Annotated in this window: 23 protein-coding genes, 1 tRNA gene and 1 pseudogene; 12 read left to right on the top strand and 13 right to left on the bottom strand. The window is 52.8% G+C overall.

The features are described from left to right. From SH467x_RS06985 to SH467x_RS06970, 4 genes are all read left to right on the top strand, one after another. Complete coding sequence (locus tag SH467x_RS06985) at positions 1-1,107, top strand: DUF1559 family PulG-like putative transporter (RefSeq protein WP_482370555.1); 1,107 nt, start codon at positions 1-3, stop codon at positions 1,105-1,107. After that, on the top strand, positions 1,107-1,526 hold the full coding sequence (locus SH467x_RS06980; protein WP_482370554.1) for a hypothetical protein: 420 nt from the start codon (positions 1,107-1,109) through the stop codon (positions 1,524-1,526). Before SH467x_RS06985 ends, SH467x_RS06980 begins: the two co-directional genes overlap by 1 nt. 164 nt (positions 1,527-1,690) lie before the next feature. Next, positions 1,691-2,404 carry a ribonuclease PH gene (gene rph, locus SH467x_RS06975; protein WP_482370553.1) on the top strand — a complete coding sequence of 238 codons (714 nt, stop codon included), beginning with the start codon at positions 1,691-1,693 and terminating at the stop codon, positions 2,402-2,404. A 15-nt stretch (positions 2,405-2,419) separates the two neighbouring features. Then, complete coding sequence (locus SH467x_RS06970) at positions 2,420-3,640, top strand: threonine/serine exporter family protein (RefSeq protein WP_482370552.1); 1,221 nt, start codon at positions 2,420-2,422, stop codon at positions 3,638-3,640. Positions 3,641-3,681: 41 nt separating this feature from the next. Here the strand turns inward: SH467x_RS06970 and SH467x_RS06965 are convergent, their stop codons facing one another. Then, positions 3,682-5,025, bottom strand: coding sequence for a DUF1552 domain-containing protein (locus SH467x_RS06965; RefSeq protein WP_482370551.1), 1,344 nt, complete (start codon positions 5,023-5,025; stop codon positions 3,682-3,684). After that, on the bottom strand, positions 5,022-7,358 hold the full coding sequence (locus SH467x_RS06960; protein ID WP_482370550.1) for a DUF1592 domain-containing protein: 2,337 nt from the start codon (positions 7,356-7,358) through the stop codon (positions 5,022-5,024). The genes SH467x_RS06965 and SH467x_RS06960 overlap by 4 nt, the downstream gene beginning before the upstream one ends. Before the next feature lie 170 nt (positions 7,359-7,528). Between SH467x_RS06960 and SH467x_RS06955 the strand changes: the two genes are divergently transcribed. The 4 genes from SH467x_RS06955 to SH467x_RS06940 are packed head-to-tail and all read left to right on the top strand — an operon-like array spanning position 7,529 to position 10,018. Next, positions 7,529-7,912, top strand: coding sequence for a 4a-hydroxytetrahydrobiopterin dehydratase (locus tag SH467x_RS06955; RefSeq protein WP_482370549.1), 384 nt, complete (start codon positions 7,529-7,531; stop codon positions 7,910-7,912). Then, a complete protein-coding gene (locus SH467x_RS06950) occupies positions 7,909-8,748 on the top strand; it encodes an ABC transporter ATP-binding protein (RefSeq protein WP_482370548.1) in 840 nt (279 codons plus the stop codon). Before SH467x_RS06955 ends, SH467x_RS06950 begins: the two co-directional genes overlap by 4 nt. Beyond that, the gene (locus tag SH467x_RS06945) at positions 8,741-9,553 is read left to right on the top strand and encodes an ABC transporter permease (RefSeq protein WP_482370547.1); all 813 of its coding nucleotides are present in this window, start codon (positions 8,741-8,743) and stop codon (positions 9,551-9,553) included. Before SH467x_RS06950 ends, SH467x_RS06945 begins: the two co-directional genes overlap by 8 nt. Before the next feature lie 9 nt (positions 9,554-9,562). Continuing rightward, a complete protein-coding gene (locus SH467x_RS06940) occupies positions 9,563-10,018 on the top strand; it encodes a DUF4149 domain-containing protein (RefSeq protein ID WP_482370546.1) in 456 nt (151 codons plus the stop codon). Positions 10,019-10,087: 69 nt separating this feature from the next. On the opposite strand, the gene SH467x_RS06935 is transcribed toward SH467x_RS06940, so the two are convergent. After that, positions 10,088-10,630 carry a hypothetical protein gene (locus SH467x_RS06935; RefSeq protein ID WP_482370545.1) on the bottom strand — a complete coding sequence of 181 codons (543 nt, stop codon included), beginning with the start codon at positions 10,628-10,630 and terminating at the stop codon, positions 10,088-10,090. Positions 10,631-10,770: 140 nt separating this feature from the next. Here SH467x_RS06935 and SH467x_RS06930 point away from each other — a divergent pair, with 140 nt between their 5' ends. The 3 genes from SH467x_RS06930 to SH467x_RS06920 all read left to right on the top strand — a co-directional run bounded on the left by SH467x_RS06930 (position 10,771) and on the right by SH467x_RS06920 (position 13,754). Next, a complete protein-coding gene (locus SH467x_RS06930) occupies positions 10,771-11,898 on the top strand; it encodes a dipeptidase (RefSeq protein ID WP_482370544.1) in 1,128 nt (375 codons plus the stop codon). 332 nt (positions 11,899-12,230) lie between these two features. Further along, positions 12,231-12,806 (top strand): flavodoxin family protein, encoded by a 576-nt coding sequence (locus tag SH467x_RS06925; RefSeq protein WP_482371349.1) that lies wholly within the window; start codon positions 12,231-12,233, stop codon positions 12,804-12,806. 15 nt (positions 12,807-12,821) lie between these two features. Beyond that, complete coding sequence (locus tag SH467x_RS06920; protein ID WP_482370543.1) at positions 12,822-13,754, top strand: sugar phosphate isomerase/epimerase family protein; 933 nt, start codon at positions 12,822-12,824, stop codon at positions 13,752-13,754. Here the strand turns inward: SH467x_RS06920 and SH467x_RS06915 are convergent. Further along, positions 13,751-14,773, bottom strand: a complete 1,023-nt coding sequence (locus tag SH467x_RS06915; protein WP_482370542.1) for a zinc-dependent alcohol dehydrogenase family protein — start codon at positions 14,771-14,773, stop codon at positions 13,751-13,753. The two genes, SH467x_RS06920 and SH467x_RS06915, sit on opposite strands and share 4 nt — an antisense overlap. 82 nt (positions 14,774-14,855) lie before the next feature. Here SH467x_RS06915 and SH467x_RS06910 point away from each other — a divergent pair. Continuing rightward, positions 14,856-14,937 (top strand) — tRNA-Ser (locus tag SH467x_RS06910). An 808-nt stretch (positions 14,938-15,745) separates the two neighbouring features. Here the strand turns inward: SH467x_RS06910 and SH467x_RS06905 are convergent. From SH467x_RS06905 to SH467x_RS06865, 9 genes and pseudogenes are all read right to left on the bottom strand, one after another. Next, positions 15,746-16,087: pseudogene (locus SH467x_RS06905) on the bottom strand (phage integrase SAM-like domain-containing protein); the annotation flags it as partial. A 344-nt stretch (positions 16,088-16,431) separates the two neighbouring features. Then, positions 16,432-17,679 carry a replicative DNA helicase gene (locus SH467x_RS06900; protein ID WP_482371348.1) on the bottom strand — a complete coding sequence of 416 codons (1,248 nt, stop codon included), beginning with the start codon at positions 17,677-17,679 and terminating at the stop codon, positions 16,432-16,434. Positions 17,680-17,738: 59 nt separating this feature from the next. Continuing rightward, the gene (locus SH467x_RS06895) at positions 17,739-18,650 is read right to left on the bottom strand and encodes a hypothetical protein (RefSeq protein WP_482370541.1); all 912 of its coding nucleotides are present in this window, start codon (positions 18,648-18,650) and stop codon (positions 17,739-17,741) included. Next, positions 18,647-18,814, bottom strand: coding sequence for a helix-turn-helix domain-containing protein (locus SH467x_RS06890; protein ID WP_482371347.1), 168 nt, complete (start codon positions 18,812-18,814; stop codon positions 18,647-18,649). The genes SH467x_RS06895 and SH467x_RS06890 overlap by 4 nt, the downstream gene beginning before the upstream one ends. A gap of 362 nt (positions 18,815-19,176) precedes the next feature. Next, positions 19,177-20,256, bottom strand: coding sequence for a hypothetical protein (locus SH467x_RS06885; protein ID WP_482370540.1), 1,080 nt, complete (start codon positions 20,254-20,256; stop codon positions 19,177-19,179). A gap of 221 nt (positions 20,257-20,477) precedes the next feature. Beyond that, complete coding sequence (locus tag SH467x_RS06880) at positions 20,478-21,041, bottom strand: hypothetical protein (RefSeq protein ID WP_482370539.1); 564 nt, start codon at positions 21,039-21,041, stop codon at positions 20,478-20,480. Beyond that, positions 21,031-21,342, bottom strand: coding sequence for a hypothetical protein (locus SH467x_RS06875; protein WP_482370538.1), 312 nt, complete (start codon positions 21,340-21,342; stop codon positions 21,031-21,033). The genes SH467x_RS06880 and SH467x_RS06875 overlap by 11 nt, the downstream gene beginning before the upstream one ends. A 412-nt stretch (positions 21,343-21,754) precedes the next feature. Next, positions 21,755-23,302 carry a hypothetical protein gene (locus SH467x_RS06870; protein WP_482370537.1) on the bottom strand — a complete coding sequence of 516 codons (1,548 nt, stop codon included), beginning with the start codon at positions 23,300-23,302 and terminating at the stop codon, positions 21,755-21,757. Positions 23,303-23,411: 109 nt separating this feature from the next. Beyond that, entirely contained in the window at positions 23,412-24,128 is a 717-nt protein-coding gene (locus tag SH467x_RS06865) for a M48 family metallopeptidase (RefSeq protein ID WP_482370536.1), read from the bottom strand. Positions 24,129-24,133: the final 5 nt, after the last annotated feature.

The following is a 24,133-nucleotide window of genomic DNA, read 5'->3' as shown; positions in this document are numbered from 1 at the left end:
ATGACTCGTTTGCGAAGCAAGTCGCTTCGAGCGTTCACTTTGGTGGAACTGCTCGTCGTCATTGCAATCATTGGAATTCTGGTCGGGTTGTTGTTACCTGCAGTTCAGTCTGCGCGGGCTGCAGCGCGGCGCATGCAGTGCGCGAACAACGTGAAGCAAATTGCGTTGGCCTGTCACAACTTTGAAAGCGCCTACAAAGCTCTGCCAGCTTGGACGTTTGTAGCGGGCGCGACGACGGGAGCATCCGGTCAGCGCCCAACGTCGCTTGGGTCCGCACACTTCCAGCTTCTGCCGTACATTGAGCAGAACGCGCTCTATAGCAATGCCAATGGAATCAGCTTTGAAGTTCGAACAGGGAAAGTCCCTTCGTTCGCCTGCCCTGACGATAGTACCTTGAACGCGGCGGGTTTCACCGGACGTGCCTTGACCTCGCACGCGACTCGGACGAGCGTGGGTGGAGTACCTTACGGTGGTACAACGTATGCAATCAACGCCCAAGCCTGCAGTGCTGGATTCGAGCGAGGACATCCCACACGACTTGCGGGCAAATTCGCAACGATTTCCGATGGGCTGAGCAACACCATCCTCACGGTAGAGAGACAGGCTGCCTGCTATGGACATGACTTCCCCAGAAGAGGGCAAACTCCGAACTTGGGTACGGGGTCGTTTACATTCAGCATTTGGGCACGAGGAGGCCGCCACGCCACGTTTTCGCCTTGGATCGATGGTGCACCCGCTGCGGCCGACTTGACCCTCAACAATGGTTCTGCCACGGAAGTCAACGCGGGATATACCTGGTGGGACTGCCCGGTAATCAATGCGACCCTTCGGAACCCTGCTAACTTCGCAGCTGGTCCTGGCCCTCGTACCGACCCAACCTTCCGAAATCCATTCAACGGCGTTCCGAATCCCGGTGGGATCCAAAATGGTACGTTCGAAACCGGATGCGATTGGCGTCGGCCTCAAGCGATGCACAATGGCGTCATGACAGCGAGCTTGGCGGATGGAAGTGTTCGGATGATTGCAGCCAATATTAATGTCACCACATTCAACCTGGCGTGCACGCCTTCGGATGGCAATGTACTCGGATCGGATTGGGAGCAGTAATGAGCCGACTTATCGCTTTGTTCATGTTGATGGGTTTGCTAGGCTGCGGGCCTGGCACACCCGCGCTTACGGAAATCTCTGGAACGATCACTTTCAAGGGAGAGCCGATCCCAGCTGGCGATATCAGTTTCACACCAGACGTATCGATATCGAATGGTCAGCTGCGGATGTACATGGTGAAGGACGGGAAGTTCAATTCCGAAGATACCCCCGAGAGCGGATTGCTTCCGGGAAAGTACAAGGTCCGAATCAACGGATACGACGGGGTTCAGATTCCGAACTTCTTCAGTGGCAAACAGATCTTCAATGCTGTCGAGCAGGAGATGGATATCTTGCCGGGCGAGAAGGTTGCGAAAGAGATCGTTATTCCGGAGGCTGCCGGACAAAATGTGAAGCACATCCCCACGGCGGATTTTTGAGATTTCGGAAACCATAAGTAGGTTGCGAAACGTTGCGAAACGGTACGGAGCGAGAAATCCTTCGTGCCGTTTTTTGTTTACCAATCAGCGATACCACGAACGCATGGAGTCGTTAAGCTTATGAACTAGCGATCCATCAAGCCTCGGTTCAAAACAACCTAACGATGTCACAACAAGTACTCCGCCCGGTAACCGTCCAGCGTCATTTCACCAACAAGACTCCTGGAAGTGTTCTCTACCGTTGCGGCGACACGGTCGTACTCTGCACGGCATCGCTGGAAGACAGAGTTCCCGACTGGATGGTGGGGAAAGGAAAGGGATGGATCACAGCCGAATACAATATGCTCCCTGGGAGTACTTCGCCGAGGAAGTCGCGCGAGCGAGCAGGCAAAGTGGATGGACGAACGACCGAAATTCAACGACTGATCGGACGTTCATTTCGCGCGGTTGCGGATTTGCAAAAGATCGGTGAACGATCTTTGACTATCGATTGCGACGTTCTCCAAGCCGATGGCGGCACCCGAACTGCCGCCATCACGGGTGGATTCATCGCGCTCGTCGATGCGGTCAACTCCGTTTTTGCAGACGTGCCACGAGAACAATATCCGTTGCGCAGCAGCGTCGCCGCGATTAGCGTTGGAATAGTCCACGGCGTTCCGACTCTCGATTTGGATTATTCGAAGGATGTCATCGCGGATGTCGATATGAACGTCGTCATGACAGGCTCTTCGAGATTCATCGAGATCCAAGGAACAGGAGAAGAAGCGACCTTCGACGATGCAGAATTGAATTCGCTCTTGTCGTTGGCCAAGCAGGGAATAGGGTCCCTGACGGAGATCCAAAAGGAAGCACTCGGCAGCGGTTGGAGATTCGACTGATGCGCTGTCGACACTATGCCAAGTCTCAAAAATAGTCCCCAATCGGGATCCACGGACGAGTTTCTCATTCGAACTGCTGAACTGCTTCATCAGCATGGTACTCCCTCTCATCGTTTGGAGAGAGTGATGACCAAAGTGGCGAAGTCACTCGGCATTCAAAGCGTGTTCTTGTACACGCCGACCGCCTTGATCGCTTCCCTCGGTGAAGGAAGCAGCGAGAGGACGTACATGCGCCGTGTCGATTCGGGTATCGTGGATGCTGATAAACTCATTCGTTTTGACGAGACACTAGAACGCCTCGAAGCCGGCCAAATCGACGTTGGGCAAGCGAGACGAGAACTCGAAGAAGCCGCCTCCGCACGTCCACCGTATTCGTCGTCTCTCACCGCGCTCGCATGCAGCATCGGATGCGTGTCCATCGCGATCTTCTTCGGAGGAGGATTTCCGGAAGTCGTCGCAGCGGGTCTGATCGGGTTGGCTATCGCCTGCTTGGAAGAATTGCATGCTTGGATGAAATGGGAATCCGGACTGCTGTTCCCTGTAGCTGGCTTCGTCGCGGCGATGTCGGCAATCTCCGTTTCCAAATGGGTCACGCCGCTCGACGATCGCTTGGTTACGCTCGCTTCGCTGGTGATTCTACTACCCGGTTTCACGCTAACGATCGCGCTCACAGAACTAGCCGTCGGCCATTTATCCGCTGGAGTCGCTCGATTGGCTGGCGCATGCGTCACCCTCCTGACGTTGTTCCTCGGAGTGGCCATCGCGTGGAAGCTGATGCAGGGGGTTCGCATCCCACCCGTTCAAGCCCTCCCGCTCCCCGGTTGGTGCAATTGGCTTGCGATCGCGGTAGCCCCCGTCACCTTTGCAATCCTGTTTCGCGTTCGCGTCTCGCAGTGGCTGGTCGTCTTGACGGTCTGCTGGACCGGATTCCTCACTTCCAGATTGCTCGGCGAAAGATTCGGTATCGAAGTCGGTTCGTTCGCGGGGGCGATTGTCGTCGGTGCAGGAAGCAATCTCTATGCGCGACTACGGGATCGACCAGCCATGGTTCCCCAAGCGCCTGGAATGATTTTGTTGGTGCCGGGCTCTCTGGGCTATCGATCCCTTTCGGCCTTGCAAGAACGAGAGACCCTCCAAGGCATCGACTTCGCCTACGGCATGGTTTTGGTCGCCATGTCACTGGTAGGTGGATTGCTCGCCGCAACTGCCTTGGTCCCACCCAAACGTATCCTCTAACGCAGAAGGGTCGTCCACCACCGTTCAACAAACTCGACCATCTACGAAGGGATCGAGATCGGTTCTTTGCTATCGCCAAACCGCTCGGTCTCAATTCCTGATTGTTGCAGCATCCACAGGTACAGGTTGCAGAGAGGGGTGTTCTTCGGATAACGCCAATGACCTCCCTTGCGAATCTTCCCGCCTGCCTTCCCTACGAACACAATCGGGAGGTCGTCGTGATTGTGACGATCACCATCCGAGATACCACTTCCATAGACCATCATGCAATGGTCCAGCAGCGTCCCTTCTGCTTCCTCGACCCCGGAGAGGTGATCAAGCAAGTAAGCGAAGAGCTCCATGTGCAAGGTGTTGATCTTTTGAATCTTCTCTTGCTTCTCGGCGCTCTTTCCGTGGTGGGAAAGATCGTGGTGACCCTCAGGAACGCCAATGTTGGGATAGCCCGCGTTGCTTCCCTCGTTTCGGTACATAAAAGAAAGGATACGGGTCGCATCGCTTCGAATGGCCAATGCGGTGAGATCGAGCATCAGTTTGCAATGTTCGCTCCAATCTCGAGGGATACCCGCAGGACGCGGGTATTGGGGGACGCCGTTTTCTCCCATTTGCAATTTGTCATTGCGAACCAACCGGTTCTCGACATCTCGAATGGCGTAAAGATATTCGTCCAGTTTCCGCTTGTCCGCCGCCCCCAACTCCCTTTGCAGCGACTTGGCATCCTCCAATGCAAAGTCCAACACACTCTTGCGACGGGCGGTTCGCTCGGAATGGTTCGTTCTATCGCTGACCTTCTCTCCCGATCCAAACATCCGTTCGAAGAGAGATGCCGGGTCATGTTCTTTGGCCAAAGGACTATTCTCAGTTCGCCAAGCCAAATTGCTCGAGTAAGCGCACGAATAGCCCGAATCGCAGTTCCCCGATTGGGCGGAACCCTCTGTTCCTAACTCCAACGTTGCAAAACGGGTTTTATTACCAATCGCTGCACCAGCGAACTGATCGACCGAGATACCATTCTTAATATCAGCTCCGCCGGTCTTCTTCGGATGGGCACCTGTCAAGAATGCCGCCCCGCTCCGGGCATGATCCCCTGCTCCATCGCCATGGTCTCGCGCTCCATCCAACGTCAGTCCGGTGAAGACCGAAACATATTCGCGATGCTTTGCCAATGGAGCGAGGATCGGAGTTAGTTTGTAGTCGGTGCCATCCTCAGTGGGGGTCCAAGCCGGCATGTGAGCCCCGTTGGGAACCATAAAGAATAACATCCTTTTGGGGATTTCCACTGACGCGGAGGCTCGGACCGTCGGGATCATCGCATCGAGCAACGGCAAACTAATCGCGGTCCCAATCCCACGAATCACGGTCCGTCTCGGTATCCTTTTTCGACTCATAGCTCGTCCCTCTCCCCTTTTCGTTGGAATGGATCGCTCGCAACGATCTCGTATAGCAACGTTGTGAATCGATACTCATCTTTTCCAGCCGCGACCATGATTTTGTCGACTGCGCAGCGATCGTAATACTCAAGCCCTCGGCCGAGTGCGTACGTCATCAGCTTCTCCGTGACACATCGCGCGTAGGTCGATGCGTTCTTCTCCTTCAAGTTACGGATCAAGTCTCCTGGACCTTTCACAACCTCCCCGCTAGGCAACTCCCCAGTGGTATCGATCGGCTCGCCTCGTTCATGGGTACGCCATCGTCCGATCGCGTCATAGTTCTCCAATGCAAGCCCCAACGGGTCCATCAACTTATGACAGCCCGCGCATCCCGGATCCGCGCGATGTTGCTCCATGCGTTGGCGCAGCGTCCCCGTCAACTCGGTCTTCTCTAGCTCAGGCACGCCAGGTGGAGCTGGAGGAGGTGGTGTTCCGAGCAAGTTATCGAGAATCCATTTACCACGTTTGACCGGGCTGGTTCGCGTGGGATTGCTGGTCACCGCCAGCACGGACGCATGGGTGAGTATCCCCATTCGCTTTTGACCCTTGGTGGAAACCATCCGAAATTGCTCTCCATCTACGCCGGGAATCCCATAGAAGCGAGCTAGCTTCTCGTTCACAAACGTGTAGTCCGCATCGAGCAACCGCATGACACTCTCGTCTTGCCTGAGCAAATGCAACACGAGATGATAGGTCTCGTTCCGTGCCAGAACTCGGATCTCATCGTCCCACTGAGGAAACAGATTCTGGTTCGGTTGAAACTGCTCCAGTTTTCGAAGATTCAACCACTGACCCGCAAAGTTCTCGACAAACTCTGCCGCTCGCCGGTCGGCGACCATGCGCTGGATTTGCTTTCTCAATACGGCAGGCTCGCGAAGCTTCCCTTGGTTCGCAATCGATAACAATTCAGCGTCGGGCATCGAGCTCCAGAGGAAGTAACTCAATCTCGTCGCTAATTCAAAGTCGTTGAGCAACGGATACTCGTTCCCCTTCTTCAACGCAGGGGATTCCACTTTGAACAGGAAGTGAGGGGAGACTAAGACGGCTTGCAATCCCACTCGCAAGGCCCCTTCGAAACTCTCCCCCGATTCCACCGTATCGGCAACCAGCTTTCCCAGCCGCTTCAATTCGTCATGTTTGATGGGACGGCGAAAAGCGCGACTGGCAATCGGTCGCAGGCATGCCTCAGCCGCTTGCGAAACACTGGTCGCTACATCGGGCTTCGAACGAACCAGTCTCTTATGGGTTTCTGGTAGCGTGGCTTCGACGAGAGGGGTAGGCGCTTTCTGTCCAAGCACCTTCACGTCATGAATGGAGAGGTTGCGATCCTGCGCCGGTTTCCCATCTTTGGCTTCGATATAAAAGTCATTGAAGAACTCGAGCGTGATCGTTTGAGTCTTCTTGCCCGTCCCTTTGATCGCCATCGCATAAGTCTGCAAGTTTCCTTTCGGTTCGGTCGAGACGGAGACTTCACCTACCTTTTTGTCATCCATCAGGACTCGGAGCTTCGGCGGTTCGTCTCCTGCAGGCGTGCCACTCAGCCCCATCTCGATACGAAAGGCTCCTCGCCAGGGGAGCGACTCTTGGAAGCTGATCTTTCCATTCGAATAGAACAGCAACTGCCTACCATCGTATTTCCCTCCCCCCTGAGGTTCGGTATCCGATAGTTTGACAATCGACTCGTAAACCGGTCCCGGCTCGGGAGCCATAATGGCTTGTTCGGAAATCTCTTCGGCCGCGCGAACGTATTTTTCCATCAAGATGGGGGGCAACGCCAACACATCCCCAATATTGTCGAAGCCATAACCGACGTCATCGCCCGGAAACCCAGAGGCCGGTTTGTATTCGATACCCAGCAAGTCTCGAATGGTGTTCTGATACTCGACCTTGTTGAGTCGACGAAGGGTGACGCTCCCAGGGTTTGGGGTCAAGCCGCATGCGATGTCGTTGATGGTGGACTGAATCCAATCAATCAGCTTCTGCTTGGCTTCCTTTTCAAGTGGTGTCGCGTCTTGAGGGGGCATGTCTCCAAGCTCGATACGCTGCAGCACCTTTTGCCACGTCGACCGCTCCTTCAAAATCGACTTGGCACTCTGGAAATGACTGAGCGCCAATCCGCCATCTGCTTCCGCCCCGCTATGGCAGTCCAAGCAGGCTTGCTTCAAAATGGGCTGGATCGAGGACGCAAACTCTTTGTCCTTCTTCGCCCAATCAATTCCCAACACCGCAGGAGTTGACCCAATCGCAAAATACATCGCAGCCAGGAACAGACAGCTAACAAACCCTCGCATGGGTAAAATCAATGCTCCAGCTACGAGTCCTGATCAACAATGCTCAGTCAACAATGCTCAGTCAACAAGGTACATTACAGCCTGGAATGTCCTCAGCCCTTGTGTAGATTTCCCGACATAAGGCATTTTAGACGACAAAAGCCCCTCGGGCGAAATGGAATCGAAGCGAAATGACACAAGTTGCCACGACAGATGAACTTATCCAACGAAAATGCGCTGCCTGCGAAGGAGGGCTGCCCCCCTGCTCCCCCGAATTGGCACGCGAGCAGATCGTGCACTTGGTCGACTGGAAGCTCGACGAGTCGGGAAAGTCCATTCGCCGAGGTCTCCGTTTTCGAAATTTCCTACAGGCGGTCGAAGCCCTGAACCGAATAGCGGAGCTTGCTGAACGAGAGCAGCATCACCCGGACCTTCATCTCACTGGCTATCGGATTTTGACCATCGCTTTGACCACCCACGCGATTGCAGGTCTCAGCGAAAACGACTTCATTTTGGCAGCCAAAATCGACCGCTTGATCGCGACAACGTTCTCGGACGCCAAGTCAAATCCATGAGCGTCCATCCTTCGGAACAATCGCCCCCTTTGAACACGAAGCACCTCGGGGACACGGAGATCGAATGCCACGGCATTGCGATGGAATTCCTGAACTCCCAAGGGAATACCGAACAGGTGCTTCGTGGACTCGATCTGCCAGTTCGCTCTGGCGAAATCCTCACGCTGCTAGGGCCAAGCGGGTGCGGAAAGAGCACCCTCCTGAGAATCCTCGCCGGATTGCTTGTTCCCACACGTGGAGAAGTCCTGGTTCAAGGCCAGACGTTTCAGCAGGGAGGTCGGGAGCTCAAAAACCGACTGTCGTTTGTCTTTCAAGAGCCAGCCCTCCTTCCCTGGCGAACGGTCTGGGAAAATGTCACCCTGCCGCTGCAACTCCGCGGTGGCCTGCGAGCAGCCGGCGCAAAGGACGCTATGGAGCATTGGCTCGACATGGTAGGCCTCTCGCCCAAGGACTGGTCGAAGAAGCCGACGCAACTGTCAGGAGGGATGAAGATGCGAGCTTCCATCGCGCGCGCGATGACGACTCAACCTCGCATCTTGCTGATGGACGAACCCTTTGCGGCGCTCGACGATGTGCTGCGGTCCCGACTAAACGACCTCCTTCTCAAAATCGTAGCGGAGGAACGATGCACCGTCATATTCGTAACACATAACATCACCGAAGCTGTTTATATGAGCGACACAATCGCGATTATGCACCAAGGGAGGATCGCTGAGAGTCTCGAGGTTCGCTTCTCATCCCCCCGAACCAAAGAGCTTCGCAGCTCACCCGATTTTTCCCGTTACTACGGCGCGGCGTCCGCTTCTCTATTCCGAAATGGAACGGGCGATGAGTAACTCGACGACGAACAAAATCGCGGCTGTTTGGCCGAAGTTACTTCTCCCTGTCGTCGTCTTTCTTTTGGTCTTGGTGACTTGGGAGATACTGGTTCGCTGGCTGGAAATCCATAAAGTGATTTTGCCTCCCCCGAGCGATGTCCTCTCCGAAATGGTGTTCGAGCGTTGGGCGCTCCTTCGCGGAGCTTGGATCACTCTTCAGTCGGCGGCCGCGGGCTTGCTTTGTAGTGCGGTCATCGGTAGTTTGGTCGCCATGATATTTAGCCAGTCCTCTTGGCTCAGGCTCTCCTTCTATCCGTATGTGATCTTCCTGCAAACCGTTCCCATTGTTGCGATCGCCCCCCTGTTGATCCTCTGGTTTGGAAACGAGTTTCGAACCGTGGTCTTGGTTTCCTGCATCATCAGCATTTTTCCAATCATCTCGAATGTCACGAGCGGGCTTCTCTCGATCAACGAGAATTTGCGAGATCTCTTTCGCATGCAGTCGGCAAGCCGGTGGCAGACGTTGATGAAGCTTCGAATACCCGCAGCGATTCCGCAACTGATCCTCGGTCTTCGCGTCAGCTGCGGACTGGCCGTGATTGGAGCGATCGTGGGTGAATTTTTTGTGGGGGATCGAGGTGCCTACGAAGGACTGGGGACCATCATCACGGCTCGTCAAGGAAACTTGAAAACCGCCTCGATGATCGGAGCCGTCATCGCATGCACCCTTTTAGGACTGGCTCTCCTCGCTTGCGTTCAATTCCTCAATCGCTGGGTTTTAAGACGATGGACGCAAGGTGTTGGTTTCGAGTCCGATCATTGAGCCAAAGCGATGAAGAACCCATTCCATGCGATGAGAGTCTGGAGTTTGATCCCCTTTCTTGTCTGCTGGTCTTTGTGGTGGGGAGGCCTGACATTCTACGCTGCCGTCGTAGTCCCTATCGGTACGGAGCGGTTTGGGAGCTTTGATCAAGGCCTCGTCACACAACATGCAACGCGCTATCTGAACGGTTTGGCTGCGGTGGTAACCGGCCTTGCGTTGTTAACGGGATTTTTCGAGAGGAACCGGCGGAAGACGATTGCCGCCGTCCTTTTGGGTATCTTCACGGCCGCTCTCCTGTACCAGCACAGCGTGCTAAGCACGCGCATCGATACAGCGAACGACACCGTAACCGACGATTTCTATCGTATGCATGCGATCTATCTATGGATCACAACCGGACAATGGCTCGTCGGCTTGTTCGTCGGGCTATTCGCCGTTCTCCCTAAATCGGTTGAGACCGCTTGAAGGCAAACACCCGGAAACCCGCCGGCCATACGAAGGTCTAGAGGATAACCTGACTCCTGATCGCCAAACCTAAAACAGTATCGGCTCGTCGCCGGCTGGTTTCTCTTCCCATTGGCGCCGAATTTCCCGAAGACCGTACGCGCACATTTCAAACTGCTCGCTAAGCCGATGCAGCAAATCGCTCGACGCGGTCTGCTCGTCGTCCGATTCGATCTCGCTGGCGATCTCGTACGCTTTCTTTCCTTCGTGGCAATAACTGACAAAGTGATCGGATTTGTCGGTCTGCAACCCTCGGAGTGACTCCGGATAGAGACCGGTCCAGAACAAGGTAAAGTCGCCGATATGACGGTGCACTTCTCGCTTTGCCATCCCGACGCGATGCTGCGCCTCAGCCATCATGGTCACCACTTCCGTCGCCCGCCTGCCGTTCAGCTGCCGAATGCGATGGAGCGCATCGGTCTTCGTGAAGCGAATCAGCAAATTGCTAACGTAAGTTACGAGCTCAGTGTCGGTTACACCTAACTGAGAATAAAATGCGTACTCGGACAAACCTGTAAAGAATCGCTCAAGCAGCTTGCTGCTCGGGCTGGAGGCATCGCTTTCAAATTGCATAGAAAGTCGCTCCCAGTTCAACCAAACAAACGGACACACTTTGTACTAAACTATTCAGTCCGCCCCTGGGAAGTCAAGACAATTACCAAACCTGCCGACAACTTTTGCCAACCCTACAATCGGAACGACTCGGTGAACCGATGTCCATCGCTTCCGATCAACTCCCTCCTACGCGTGAAACCCTCCCTATGCTCTTCGATGCTCACCTGGATTTGGCTCTCAACGGTGTCGATTGGAACCGAGACCTTCGTCAAACCGTCGAGGATATACGGGCACAGGAAACGGCATTGCAAATGCCGGAGGCCGGTCGCAGAACCAATACGCTGAGCCTTCCCGAGCTTCGAGAAGCAGGACTGGCGGTTTGCTTGGCCACCCTGCTGGCACGACTGGAACCCCAGATCAACCACTCGTTCGGTTGGACCAGCCCGGAAACGTGTTACGCGATGGCCCACGCTCACTTGGCCTATTACCGTGCGCTCGAACGGGCAGGCCATTTGGCTTGGATCCGATCTCGGAGTGATTTGCAATTGCACGCAGATCGATTTGCCGCTGCTCCAGGTGTCACCCCGCTCGGGATCATTTTGACCATGGAGGGAGCTGACCCGATCCTGACCCCTGATACGGTCTTCGAGTACCACGCCGCCGGTCTCCGAGCCTTGGGACTGACCCACTATGGGACAAACCGCTATGGAGGTGGTACGAATAGCCAAGTCGGTTTGGCGATCGATGCGATTCCACTGTTGAAGCATTGCGAGCAACTCGGGATCACGATCGATATGACCCATCTTTCCGACATCGCGTTTTGGCAAGTCCTCGAACATTTCCAAGGCCCGATCCACGCCAGCCATCAGAATGCACGAGGCATCTGCAATTGGCAGCGTCAGTTCAGTGATGCACAAATACGAGCCGTGATCGAACGACGAGGTGTATTGGGAGTTTCAATGGATGTGATCATGTTGCAGGAAGGCTACGTGCGCGGGGTGACGCCACCAGTCGTCACCCTCGAGAGAGCCGTCGATCAGATTCGCTACGTTGCGGACTTGGCCGGATCCATCGACTGCGTTGGCATCGGCTCCGATTTGGACGGCGCCTATGGCCACGAACAAACTCCCGTTGGCCTCAACCGCTACAGGGACTTGCTTAAACTCGAGGATATCATGCTTCGAAGAGGCTTCACCTCGGAGGACGTCAATGCGGTCTTCTTCGGCAATTGGTTCCGATTCTTTATGCGAATTCTCCCGGACGAAGAACCCACCAAAATTCCGTAACGATCATTGGATTTCGGGTACACTCAGAAATCACGTGCTGACATTCCTGATCGATGTTCCAAGCGTCGCCGAGATCCCCATATGTCGCCTTCTCCTCGGATCAAATCTCGCTGTCGATCGTGCACTCCATTTGTATGGACCCTTGGCACCATCGTATGGCAATGAACGAGTGTGAGATGCTCGCGGCGGGCTGAGAACTGTCCGATGTGAAGCTCACCGGTCTACGGCCAAGTCCATTGCTTTCTAGCATTCTATGCAGGAGACTATGTCATTCCTCTTCGAGAGAGTGCACGGAACGAGCAACCAAACCAGCTATCGAGAAAGCGTTGATTATGGCGAAGATCGCGATTGTTTACTTTTCGGCTAATGGACACACCGAGCAACTCGCGCACGCGATTTCGGACGGCGTGAAATCCCAGGCTGGGGCCGAGCCTGTCGTGCTTTCATTGCAATCATCGGATATTACCAACGGTCGATGGAAAAACGATTCCGTCATCGCAACCTTGCAACAGGCCGATACGATCGTCTTCGGAACGCCAACCTACATGGGAGGGTATGCGGCCCAGTTTAAAGCGTTTCTCGATGCCTGCAGTTCCATTTGGTACTCGCAAGGTTGGAAGGACAAAATGGCGGCGGGGTTTACGCATTCGCTCGGGCTATCTGGAGACAAACTCAATACGCTCAACAGTCTCATGGTCAACGCGATGCAACACGGAATGGTCTGGGTCGGCAATGCCGTTATGACCAATGCGAACTCGGTCGAGGGACTCAACCGCCTTACTTCCTATTCCGGTTTGATGGCCCAATCGAATATGGATCAACCCAACATCGGGCCTGGCGATCGACAGACCGCTGTTCTTTTCGGAGAGCGAATCGCTCAATCAACTCTACGCTGGACCCAGAAATAGATCGGATCGTTGGTCATGCAACCCTCTCTGCATCGTAGACACCTTCTCCAATCGACCGCGGCAACGTGCTTGGCCGCGTCGATTGCCAAAGTGGCCTCAGCCGCCTCAGCCAGCTTCGTCGAAGAGCCCTTTTCCTTTCGCTATTTGCTGGGCTCCTCGCTCTATGGTTATGCGTCGATCGAATCGATCCTCCTCGAGGCGCCGAAGCTGCATTGCGCATCGATCGATCTTTGGCCGCGCGTGCATGGAGATCAACGAGAGCAACTGGATGCAATGGGCGAGGAGGCCTTCCAGAAACTCCTCGATAAACACAATCTGCACCTAGGGTGCATCACGCAGTACAAACTAGGTCCCTTTGGTCTGGCGGATGAATTTCGATTGGCCAAGCGGTTGGGTTGCAAGACGATTGTGACAGGAGCCAAGGGGCCCTCGAAGTTGAAAGGGGCTGAGCTTCGCGCTGCCATTCGCGACTTCCTCGAACAGTTAAAGCCCCACCTCGCCATCGCAGAAGAGTGTGGTGTGGTTTTAGCGATTGAGAATCATGCCAACAACTTGATGGAGAGCGAGGAGTCCCTCCGCATCTTTGCTGAGCTTGCGTCCGCGGACAATTTGGCTATCGCCTTTGCACCGTATCATCTTCCGCAGGAGCCCGACCGATTGGCCAAGCTGCTGGAAGAGATTCTCCCGAAAGTGAACGTCTTTTACGCGTGGCAACATGGCAAAGGAAGCATGACGAAGCAACCGAGGGAAGACGAATGGATGCAACTGCCAGGCTACGGTCCGCTTGATTTCAAGCCGATGGTCGATGTGCTGCGACGGGGCAAATATCAAGGATGGACCGAGCTATTCATGCACCCCTATCCTCGCGGTTTGGCGATCCATGAATCCGTCGAGCAGTCGACGGATGTCTTGGTCAAAGCCAAACAGCATCTCGAATCGCTTCTTTAATCGATCCGAATAACGATCTTCCCGAAATGATTGGCGGCCGCCAACGATTCGAACGCTTGAGGAGCATCATCAAAGGAAAAGATCGAATCGATGACGGGAACGATAGGATGCGATTCCAGATATTGGTTCATCGCGATGAAGTCCGCACGGGAACCGACATAGATCCCGTCGAGCCGCACGTTTCTAGCAAGCAGCGGGAAGAGGCTAGCCGTCGGCGGTCCGAATCCGGTGAGGACTCCGATCAACGCGATGTGGCCACTGGCTGCCACCGACTTCATCGATTGCTCAAGTGTGCCGGGCCCACCGACTTCGACGACATGGTCGACGCCTCGTCCATCGGTCTCTTGCCAAACTTGCTCGGACCAGTTGGGATGTTCGGTGGTGCAGATCGTTTTCCATGCGCCTAGTGCTTTGGCTTTTTCTAGTTTGGTTTTGCTTCGCGACAAGACGATCGGCTTCGCACCGTGCGCGACGGCGAATTGGAGAGCGAAGACCGACACGCCACCGGTACCTATGCAAAGGACGGTTTGGTCGGGGAGGAGATGCGACCGAGAATAAAGGGCATACCAAGCCGTCAGTCCCGCGCAAGGAAGTGTGCTGGCATGTTCGAAAGAGAGGGATTCGGGTATGCGGACCACGCCGGTTTCGGGGAGATCGATAACCTGTTGAAGCATCCCGTCGAGGGTACCTCCGAGATCGTTTTGATGGTGGGCAAGGTCGAAAGGGCCTGATTGCCAAGTTTGGAAAAAGCAGCCTGCGACTCGATCACCGAGTCGCCATTGGGAGACATTCTCGCCGAGAGCGATAACTTCCCCTGCTCCGTCGGAGGTGGGGACACGGCCATCGACCTGCCTGCCAGCCAGATTCTTCCAGGCGATTAGATCGCGATAGTTGAGCGAGGCCGCGTGGACTCGAACGCGTACATAACCCGGGGCGGGGCGATCAGGGAGGGAAATTTCCGAACGGACTAGATCGTAATGGGTCGGATTCTTCGAAAACTGCCAAGCAAAGTGGGACATAACAGGCTCCGAATCGTGGAAAATGCGGTTCTCGTCTTGTTCAGTTAGAGCACTTCGATATGCTTTTGAACAGACGTCATTCGGAGGGTAAGCGAATGGCTAGCGGCATCATTGGAAATGATGTGCCCCGTAAGGGGTTGCGGGTTCGAGTCCCGTGCCCTCCGCCTCCTGAGCCAGTGTTTTCACTGGCTTTTTTCGTTTTTCCCTGCAATTTTGCGAGTCTTCTTCCATTCCGTGCGATTCCGTGCGGCTCCACGCTGCGTCGGAAAATGCGTCGGATTTCGGGTCTACTGCGTCGGAATTTGCGTCGGCCTCAACCGGGGCTATGGCCCGCTGGAAGTCGCTATCGGTAACGAGAAGATAGGACTTACGGGCGACCGCCTCCGTGTTCCCCAGCCACGAGCAAACGACGTGGATCGGAAACTCTTTTTCCAGCTCCGTTTGCCGACTGGCTCGCATCGAATGGAATAATCGCTTCCAAGGTGAAACTCCTGCTTTGTGGAGCCTTTTGAGGAATTGAGTTCGCAGGTTGGAATTCTTCCATCCGCCCGGCGTGTTCGCTGCCAATCGATAGGCTGGCATGTTGACCACAAAGTCCGTGTCGTCGTTCGACTCTTGCCAACGCGTCCACGCTTTGTCCAGGTAGGGCCGTAGCTCCGGGAAGATCGGACAAGAACGTACCCCGCGGCCTTCGTGGTGCTCCACTTTGGGCTCTGGGATCGACATCCGCGATTGTTCCCAGTCGATATCCTGCCATCGCAACGAGAGAACCTCGGACGGACAACGGAGCCCGCCGAAACGGCTTAGAGCGATCACGAGCTGCCAAGTAGGATCGCAGTGCTTCATGACCTGAGCGATGGTTTCGCGCGGCACCTCTACATTGCTTTTGACTGAACTTGATTGCGTCTTGACCCGATCAAACGGATTGGAGGGGATCAGCTCCCAATCGACAGCATCCTGGAAGAACTGACGAGCGAATCCAATCCGTTTGTGGATGGTTGTTGGGGCTAACCCTCTTGCCTTCAAGTCCTCATGAAACTTCTTAGCATGGCCTTTCGTCACGTCTTCCAAAGCGAGCCCTGGGAGGTACTCGTTCAGCAACGCGACCACTTGGCGCCAGACCTCAAGGGTCCCTGGCTTTTTGGTGACACCATTGCGTGCAACGAAGTCTTTGAGGAAATCCGAGAGGAGTACCTTTGGTTTGGCGGGCTCCGGCACCAATGGCTTCAGAAGGCCGACTGCTTCCAGTTTCGATCGCAACTCCTGATTCTTTTCGGTGACTGAAGCGACCCACAGGCTCAGTTCGCGATCCATCACACCCGTGATAGTGGAAGACAGCAACGCTTCGACCCGAAACTTGATACTAGCGGCATCGCGTTTCGAGCACTTACCTAGCCGAAGCGTTTTGCGTGATCCATCGGGTGCAACGAACTGTATTCGGACAGTCCCGTTCGGATCGTGGTTTACGGAAGCCATTGAACAACCCCTTCGTGGTTGAACCTTCAAAAAGAGAAACATGCGGCAACCGTCGAAGGTATTCGGCTTTCGGATTGCAGGTCCTAGCCGCATGTTCGAATCATTGTCATTCGGCTGAAACAAAGTCAACCATTATTGCTATCGGAAATTCCGTAACTGTTGGGATTCGATCAGATCGGTTCTCACAGAAAGTCTGAACTGAATTCATTTTGCAATCCAGCCGACTCGAATCGCTGGTAGAGGCCATCGAATTTCACAGGAACAAATCTTCCACCGATTCCATTTCGAATTTTCGTCCCGATGATTTCGTATTGCTCATTGCTTTCGTGAATCATGAGAGCTACATCAGCATCGGCCTCAATTGCTTTTGCTGAAGCCCAGTTCGCTGAAGTCGGTCGCTGCTTTGCAGCTTCGGTATCAAGTTGACACAAAAGCACGACAACGCAATCGAGCTCCTTAGCCATCACTTTCAAGGATCGTGATATTGTGGTGTAGTGTAGGTCGCGTGGCTGCCTAGCATCCAGTCTGCTTTGAATCAGCTGTAGGTTGTCGATAATGACTAGATCCAGTCCGTCGCGTAGCTTTAGCAATTCGCACTTGGAACGAATCGAGTCGATCGTCTGACTCGCGCGATCGTCAATCCACCATTTGCAGTTCGACGACTGTCGTCGCATTTTTTCAATTGCGATACTCACTTCTGGTGGGCGATTCTGCTTTCTCCACGCTGTCATGGGGATCCCGATTTCGTTAGAGCAGACCCGCTCCAAAACCTCGTGTCGGGTCATTTCCAAGGAAAACATTGCAACGCACCTACCCTCCTGGACTGCATGAGAAAAGAGTTGGCATGCTAAGGTTGACTTTCCCTTGCCAAAACGGCCTCCGATCAATACGAGCCACTTGCAGTCCAGTCCTCCTGTGACGAGGCCATCCAATGAAGGAATTCCAAATGTGACTTTGCATCTGCTTGAAGTCGCTTTCTCAGTGAGTTGTTGCAAAACATCGTTGCAGTGAGCGAGCGAATCCTCTGTGGATGCATGACCATCATGGATCTTCCGTAGATACTGAAGTTCTCGATCAATATCACAATCTTTGTGAGACAATCGAATGACCGAATCGTAAACCGATTGAAACGTGCGTTCCGTTTCCGCCAATCGCTGCAATTCCTTCCGGTAATAAGTGGCATGCGCGATGCTCGGTGCTGAATCGAGAAGCTCGTTGAATCCGACGGGACCACCAAGATCTTGAATCAAACCAGATCTTGAACAAGCAAGTAGCACTGAGTGCAAAGTGATTGGCTCTTTGTTTCTTTGCATTTTACTAACCAATTCAAAAAGCTGTCGAAGTGCCACATTTGCGATGTCCCTAGACTCAAGCCCTGTTAGATGCTCAAGCAGCACTTGAGGATCCAATAGCGCCGTAGAAAGAACCATTCGCTCAACGAGCTCACGATAAACAGCCCTTTGTGCAAGATTTTCATCCACTTGTGCGATCATGACACCGCCCTCACTCTCGGTTTGAAAGGTTCGTCGACACTGGGCGGAACGAAGGGCTTGAGTACTTCAGTGTGCTTTGGAATCCCCCATGCTTCGGGGGAATCGTAATAGCATCCCTTATTGAGCCAAACCTCCGGCGACATGACATACTCACCTTGTCCTTTTGGGGAACCTGCGTAGACTTTAGCTCGATCGATTAACCAGGACGATGCGTTTTCTTGTTTTATGTTCTTACAAACCTTCTGCCAGCTTTTGAAGGTGGCTTTCTTGGCCTGACGACGTTTCGAAGGAAAAGCCTCCCAGAAGGCTTCGAAATCCTTGGGATAGTCAAGCCTTCCCTCAGAAGCTTCAGATAACTCCCCGCTCTTCAAAGCGGGTGTATCTATACTTAAATTCTTTGATTTGTTTGCTTTCTTGTATGTGTCCTTTTGCTGTCTTTTGCCTGTCCTCTGATCGCACTCGTCGTGCGTATTGAGTTCGATTTCGTTCGATAAATCACTCTTAATTTGCTTGTCCTTACCCTGTCCTTCAATCGTTATCTCACCACTTACCTCCCAACTATCCGTTGCCTGGAAAATTGACCAATTCACGATGGAAATCACAGTCCAGTGATCGCTCGGATCGGTAACTATCATGCCCATCTCCTCAAGTTTCTTCAGTCGGTTCCGAAACGTACTTTCTGGTATGCCAATCGCGGATGCACCCTCAGACCTTCCTGTAACTAACTGACCGGGGGAAAGCGTCACGGTCGTCCATCCCCGTCCAGTCTTCATTGGAATGTGTTGAGTGCGATATGCAGCCTTGACCAAGAGCCATAGCCAAAGTTGGAGAAGACTTGGATTGAAAAAGACTTCCGAGTCTATGATTTGCCGATGAAGCTTCAGCCAGTTACCAATATTTGAGTTCATTGTCGCTTACCTCGATGGTCGCTTGATTCAACAATGAATTTTCGGATCGCATCGACGGGAATTCGCACGGATCGCCCTATGTTGAAACTCGCGAGCTGTCCGGATTGACAAAGACTCCAAACGCTGCGCTCAGATACGGACAGCATTTTTCCAGCCTGACGCATGGAGACGGCTAATGCCACTTCGTCCAGGTGCAATCTCTGTATTCTTCGGGGCTTGCTGTTGTCACCTCTTTCACTTCGGCTCATGTTTCACCTCCATTGGTCCAAGGTCTCCGTTCGCATCTGATCTACGATCCTTTTCGATAGAACGGATTGCTCGATGCAATGTCCTTAGCCTGCGAGCTTCGGCAACGTGCCGAGCTATTTCTTCAGCTACATGCCGACTGGTAGGTAGCTGGTCCAACGAAGTTTTTTGCATGTGATTCTCCTTTCCGGTGTTGGAAGGATCATCACAGATTCGCGACTACGAAATAGGGATAGAGCTTTATCGCGCTAGATTTCCAGTAGCAAAGAAACCTAGCGCGCTAGGTTTTTCTTCTAGACCGAGGACGTCCAACGGGCCGATCGGGGACAGGGAGATTTTTGTAAAGGCAAAACTCCTTCAGACGTCGCGACACATGGGAATCGCCAATCGACTCCCAATTCTCAGGACCTGAGAGTTCTTCTATCTTTTTGGCGATGTCTAAGTTCGTCCACTTCTCTAACGCAAGCTGATAAATCTTGGCGTCGCGACGCAATCCGTCTTCGCCTGCACCATACGGCTTTCCTAACTCAATAGAATGTAAGTCCAATTTGGCTCCGCTACTTCGCGTATTGCCATCCACATCAACTTCGACGTTAGACGCGACGTGTAGTCCCGACTCTCCAGAGACTTGTTCTTCTAGAACACTTTGAATTGATGCACGGTCTACGTCTGATTGATCGCTCGGGGCATCAATTGGATAGGCTCCGAAAAGAATTTCCTCCACGCTACGATAGCTGGAGAACTGAAGTACCTCATCACCTCTTGCGGAATCATTTTCAACGATCCAGTCGGCAGCTTCTTGCTTTGATAAAACGACCAATTCTCGTCGGTAAGAAATCTCCCAGTCTACAGTGGTTTCTTCCAAACTCACGAGCAAAAAATGCTCAGCCCGATTGAACAACCATTCTTCTCGACGAGCCATCTCATCAACAAATTTGGAGTAAGACCCGAGCAGCGCCCATCCATTCGCAGGATTGAAGACAACTTTTCGACCATCCTGGAAGTCAAACAAACAGTCCCCTCTGAAAGACTTAATGTATCGTAGTTCCCCAATACGGGAGTGCGTACTTAGATCGAGAATCGTGCCACCATCGACCAATTCGCACACACTCAAGGTTATTGCTTTTTCAAGGGCGTACTGCTCGAAGTGCGTCTTTGGATCGATAGTCTGGGGCATGAGGTCAAGCGATTTGTTGGCAATCGCAAACTTCTTGTCGAGACACTCCTCTAGGCAAGCAGACCATCCTTTGCAACCGACATACCACTTCCAGTTGTCGAATATTATCTCGACTGCGCCTTGAAAAAGACCATGCTCTTCAAAGCTTTGGACGGTTACCCAACGAGTCAGCGGCTCAAGCAATTTAGATACTCCATTTATAATTTGAAGTCGCCGCTGCCTCCGACCGACCGAATGGAGTTGCGATCGATCAGAGACAGCGCGGGCTCATGACTTCCCTAGCGACATTCTCAGATTGTAAACGTCATTTTGGATCTTTTGGATGCCCCTTGATTTGATTTGCAGTGAGGGTGTTGGGGCCTTGACCACCAACCAAATTCAACAAGCTTTGCATTCAGTATTGCTTAGTTTACCGAACCAAGCATGGCGAGCCGATCGTGTAGGGCTGTACTGCCAAATTCAGGTTCTTTCACTTCATTTGATTCCGGTTGAGGTCGCGGTAGTAGCTTCTTCACGGTAGCGAGAGCCTTTACCGCAGAGAGGAAACGAACACTCGCTCGGTCGACTCGAAACTGATTGAACTTCGCGAGAGCCACCGTGCACTTGCTGGTCTGTGCATTGAGGATCTCTGCCCATGCGAGGGCCTGCCAGGCGAGGACAACCCGCTCAATGAGCAATCTCTCTAGCTTGCTAGCGTCTTCCCAGCCAAGCTCTTGACGAGTTTGACTCATCGATCGACGAGAAATCAATTTGCTGCCTTCCTGGTCACCGAACATCGCACGGAGAATGGCAGTTTCCGCCTCCGTAGCAAGGTTTCCGCACGCGTTGACCAAGAGTTCAGCATGAGGACCGGAGAGTTCCTCTTGGAGTTTCCGAATCGCAGAATCGTCACCCGTGTTCGCACGCTGAATGAGCTCTGAAAGTTGTCTCTTCTCGGCCTTCAGGTCTGGTATCTGTTCAACTAGCATCGCGTTTCCTCCATTCCGATCGATGGTGTTGGTAGTATCCCGCCGAAATCAAAGTTCCCCTGGTAAAGCAATTGACCAAATCGTCCAGAAGCGTCAGCGACTGTTCGAGAACGCGATGTTCGGCTTTCTCTTCTTTCAGTTCCTTCGCTTCTGCCAGCCGAATCTCTAGCTGCAGCAAATCCTGTCGGTACAAGGTCTCAGCAACCTCACCGGTGCCGATGTATTCCCTTTTTACCCGTCCGCTTTCTCGACGACTCCGCGTGTAATAGCGGCCACGTCCGTTTCGACTTTCCCAGCTCATGTGTAGCGCCTTTCGAACTGCCCCAGGAACCAATGGAGTAAAATCTACGAAATCGCACCCAAACTGGCGATAGCACGTTATTTGGGAATTGTTTTGAGACGATGAAACAGCAGAACGTGCGCCAGCAATCCTTGCGTACTACCGTCCAATAACAGCTAATTCGACCGATTTACATGATGGTTTTGACGGAGTGCCGAGTGTTGGTGGTTGGAGTCATCCTGACGACCTACAAGGAGCCTGCATAGATGGTCGGACCTAGCAACCCGTCTCACGCAAATCGAGGCCTGATATTCTAAGTGGAGCTCTGGAAGTAATTCGAATCTCGATGTAATCCAACTCCACTTTAGGCAAAGATCTGTGACTCATCGTAACATGTCGAGTACAGCCGGAACTACGTGCGTGAACGATTCCTCTATCTGTAGCCGATGAGCATCGCCGACTGTATCTCAAGAGTTCCCCACCAGTCTCCAATCGCAAGATGCGGTTCCGCCCAAGTGTGGTGGTAGATTACGTCTGAATTAGTATTCTTCGGATCAAACGGATCATTCACCTCCGACACAATTCTGTCATCGTAAATGCACTGGAGTTTTTCCAAACGCACCTTAAATTTAAGTATGTGTGAAACGCCATCTTCGACGGTAAACCGGCTTGATACTTTGTTATTCTTTTGTGTAATTGCGAAGCCGTGGAAGCTACCAGTTCCATTAGCATGCCCACTGTTACTCCATGTAAATGGCTTCCCCTTAGATGGAAAGTTAAAGAAAAACCCGTACTGCCCGGATGTTCTCTTAAACCGATACTCCAAATCGTATTCGTCAGGCAATTCAAGAAAAAATTGACAGTAGCTTGCATCGGCATGAGTCAGCGTTATAGTTTTTCTACTTGCGTCATAATTACCATGATGAATTTCACGACGGACAGAGGCAGCAAGCAGGTCATGCGTAACAAAAGCAAACCGCTCTTCCGCTCTGGAATCTTCAACCCGTTTTTGAGCGATTACTTTATCCACACCCTGTAAAAAGTGTTCGCATCTCAGATACCAAGAAGCCGCGCGCTCTTGAAATCGTTTCCTAAGAGCGGGAGGATGCTCCAGAGACAGCTCCCACCACAAATCCCCGAGATGCTTCATATCCTTTGGTTCAGGGTGATTATCTATTGCTTCCATGGCGGCAATCTCAAGTAAGAGTTTATTGCCAGACAATTCGAAATCCTTCATCGCCTTCTCGACATCACCGCTTTTGTAAAATTCGAACTTTGCGGCTAATGCAACCGCGTCCTTATCGTTTGGAAAATCAACTAACCGTGCTCGTGCTTCAAGGTATATTCTCTGGAAGGCTTCCACGTCCTCAGCCTCTTTCTTGAGCTTTGCGAAATATGCGGACATTTCTTTTTTGTTGTCTTTCGGCATCGAGCGCAAGGCAAAAGCGCAAGCATCTTTCGCGATTTGAGTGTTGTCCTCCTTGATGGCCTCTCGAACGTTACTGATGAGTAAGCCAAGCAAGAATGCTCGTTCGATTGGATTCTTCTTGGTCGGAATCAGTTGCTTTAGGATACCGATTTTTGCGCTCGATGCCGAATAGTGGAAAGATGCCGCGATTGAGTCCGCCACTTTGAATGCAACATCTGTCTGCTTCAGAACAATTGACCTATCAAGCAGTTCCTGAAGAAGGGCATACTTCTTGATCGAATCGGTTTCGGTGCTTGCAAGCTCTAAGACATTCTTCGCGAAATCGCCTGAGCTTTCAGGATATGAGTCGGCGATTGCTCCAATTGCTTCATGGACTATAGGCCGGACCAGCTCGAGATCTTCTTTCTGTGGCAATTCGAAGCGATCCTGAGCATTCACTTGTCCCGCAATTGGGAGAAGGATTGCCAAACCAAATAAGTATTCGACGTAGAAAACGAAACCTCTTAAAAATTCAAGTACAGTGCTGTTTGGATCTGATTGGCGTTTTTTCATTGAAAGACTCGAGGTGGAATCGCGTTACAACAAGTTCGATATCAGTCCAAGTCTACCAGATCTCACAATTGTGTGTTTTTGTGGATAGCCGCTTCCAGTCACAACCGGCTTAGTAATCCCAATCTTCATGCCGAACAGGGAGACAGTTGAGCAAGTTTCGATATTCGTGCCACTGAGGCATGTAACGGTCCATGAGCGATTGAAACCTGGCGTTGTGTGTCGGCTCCAGCAAGTGCACCATTTCATGTACGACGATATACTCAAGACATTGCCTAGGCTTCTTGGCTAAATCGGTATTGAGGCGAATGCTGCAGGTTGCTGGATTGCAACTTCCCCAACGAGTCCTCATCCGTTGCACAAAGACACGCTCCACTTTCACATCCATTCGCTTTTCCCAACGCTCAAGGAATTCCGGGACGACGAGTCGCACTTGGTCGCGATACCACTTATCGAGAATCGACTCCCTCTGATCTCGGTTAGTACCCGGGCGAACGGTGAGACGCATCTTGTTCGCTTGCACCAAAACGCTCGGTGATTCTTCACGTTCCAGGACTGTGAGCAAGGTCCGCTTACCCCAGATGAAATGGCTCTCGCGTTCAATGAACTCCCTTGGCGTTTCACGTTCTTGTTCCGAGAGCCTACGCTGCTGCTGTTTGATCCAAGGGAGTTTCGAGATCGCAAACACTCTCACGGTATCGAGCTTCATACGCGTCGGTGCCGATATGCGTACGAGACCATGGGGTGGGTGCACGCTCAAATGCACGTTCTTAATCGCCTTGAAGGTCACCTCGGCTTCGATTGTGCCAAGCTGGATTCGTGTCACCATGCCTG

Source organism: Brakhagea slesvicensis (assembly GCF_052161625.1).
In the GTDB taxonomy this organism is placed as follows: Bacteria; Planctomycetota; Planctomycetia; order Pirellulales; family Pirellulaceae; genus JBKCUI01.
Note: the sequence above shows the minus strand (reverse complement) of the source record. Positions and strands in the feature narration are given on the sequence as shown.